The following is a 2,016-nucleotide window of genomic DNA, read 5'->3' on the forward strand; positions in this document are numbered from 1 at the left end:
GGACCTTCCCCTCGGTGCCCAGCTTGGTCACCACGATGCTGGACCGGGCGACGTGCGCGGCGGGGAAGTTCGTCGTCGAGGCAACGTTCAAGGCGGCCCTCGTCGTAGGCGACGAGACGGCCAGCGCGTGCCTCCGCCTCGTACCCCCGGCGGGTCAGCTCGTCCTCGTCGTCGCCACCCTCGGCGTACGGGTCCACATCCGGCACCTCCTGGGCGAGGTGCTGCTCCAGGGACTCGCCCGCCCGCTCCTCGGCCGGCGTGGTGCCGAACCGGTTTGCCGCCGTCCAGTGGTCCTCGGCGATGATGCCGGTGTCGAGGGGGTCGCCGACCCGGTCGTCGTCGAGGGTGTCGGAGGCGTCCAGGACCCCGTCGTCCTCGGCCACGTTCCACTCGTCAACGGAATCCATCCGTTCGGTCTGGCTCACGGTGGTCTCCTCTTCGTCACGGTGCAGCAAAGCGGTCAGCTTATGACCGTGCAACGCGCCCGCACCCCGAGGTCTGCCCGCTGTGACGAACGGACCTCGGGACGGGCGGCACCGCGGTCGGTCAACGCTTCAGCAGCTCCGCCACGGCGTCGGTGAACTCCACCGGCTGCTCGATGTGCGCGAAGTGTCCGCTTCGCTCCAGCGTCACCAGTCGCGAGTCCGGAAGCCCCGCGTGCAACTGCTCGGCCCAGCGAGGACCACAGATGAAGTCGTACATTCCGACGATCACCACGACGGGCACTGTGATCTCACCGAGGTTCTCCCGCACGTCGAAGGGTGTGGGGTCCTGCGCGCCGGCCGGCGTCGCCCAGATCCGGACAGCCGCCTGAAACGGGGCGAACTCGTCCTGTCGGCCCCAGAAGTCCGCGAAGTACACCGGCAGGGCGGCGCGCAGTGCGGCCCCCAACGACTCGTCGTCCGTCGCGCCGCCGATCTGCGCGAAGGCAGCCGGGACCGCCGCTGCCTCCGGCCGGTCCGGGTGCCGCTGCGGGTAGGCGGCGAGGCCGCCCATGGCCTCGCCCCAGAACTCGGCACCGGTGACAGGTGAGGTGTCGTACAGGGCGAGGCCGGAGATCCGGTCCGGGTGGGCGAGCGCGTACCGCTGGACGACGAAGCCACCGTGCGAGTGCCCGAGGAGGTACACCCGGTCTTCGCCGAGGTGCTCGACGACAGCGTGCAGGAACCGGACATACGTGTCGAGACGGTAATCGGCGGGGTTGTCGAGCTGCCCCGACGCGCCCGTGCCCACCGGCTCGACGTAGACCATCGTGAAGTGCGTCTCAAGGCTGGGGGTGCGCAGATACGCCCACTCGATGCCTGGGCCACCCGAGTGCGCCACGCAGACCGGACCGGTGCCGGCGACGTGGTAGACCTGCCGAACGCCATCCACTGTGAACGTGTGGGCACCGGGTGCGAGGGCGCTGACGTCGTGGCTGGTGAAACCCATGAACTATCTCCCGATCCGAGACCCGCGCGGCGTCCGCCGACACGGCAACTGGTGCATGACGCAGACCAGATGCGCGGGTCGCGGGAAAAGTTCGCTCGGTCGGAGAAAGTTTTTCAGACCAGCGCGGGCACGGGGTGGAAGAGGGTGAGTTGGCGTACGCGGCCCTCGCGCAGCACCTGCAACCAGAGTGCAGCGGGTGGGCAGTGTTCCGGGTCGTCGGGTGGGCTGATCAGGTCGGTTTCCCAGATCAGCACGTCGCCGCTGCCCACCACGTTGCGCAGCCGCTGACGTACCCCGGCGGCCAGGTCGCGGTCCATGCCGTTGATCGCCAGGTCACGGCCACCGCGTGGGCCGCCGGGCACGATCATCTCGGCGTCCGGCCACCAGCTCTCGCGGACCACCCGCTCGAAGTCGCCGCCCATTGCCGTGGTGATCATGTCGCGGCCCGCCCGCCACCGCGAGTCGTTCGAGGCGGCGACGTCCGTGTGCGCGGCGTCCGCCGCCGTCCGCAGGCCGCCGGCGAGCGCCCGGCGGGCGTGGCTGGACCGCCTGTACGCCCGGCTCTTTCCGGCCTACCTCAACGAT

Annotated in this window: 3 protein-coding genes; all 3 read right to left on the reverse strand. The window is 70.2% G+C overall.

Annotated elements, in window-relative coordinates; translation table 11 throughout:
• On the reverse strand, positions 1-425 hold a 425-nt coding region (locus tag ABZ749_RS34510), incomplete at its 3' end, for a hypothetical protein (protein ID WP_357235449.1).
• A gap of 121 nt (positions 426-546) precedes the next feature.
• Complete coding sequence (locus ABZ749_RS34515) at positions 547-1,431, reverse strand: alpha/beta hydrolase (protein ID WP_357235451.1); 885 nt, start codon at positions 1,429-1,431, stop codon at positions 547-549.
• A gap of 113 nt (positions 1,432-1,544) precedes the next feature.
• Complete coding sequence (locus tag ABZ749_RS34520) at positions 1,545-1,868, reverse strand: hypothetical protein (RefSeq protein WP_357235453.1); 324 nt, start codon at positions 1,866-1,868, stop codon at positions 1,545-1,547.
• Positions 1,869-2,016 lie beyond the last annotated feature (148 nt).

Source organism: Micromonospora sp. NPDC047753, assembly GCF_040642735.1.
In the GTDB taxonomy this organism is placed as follows: Bacteria; Actinomycetota; Actinomycetes; order Mycobacteriales; family Micromonosporaceae; genus Micromonospora.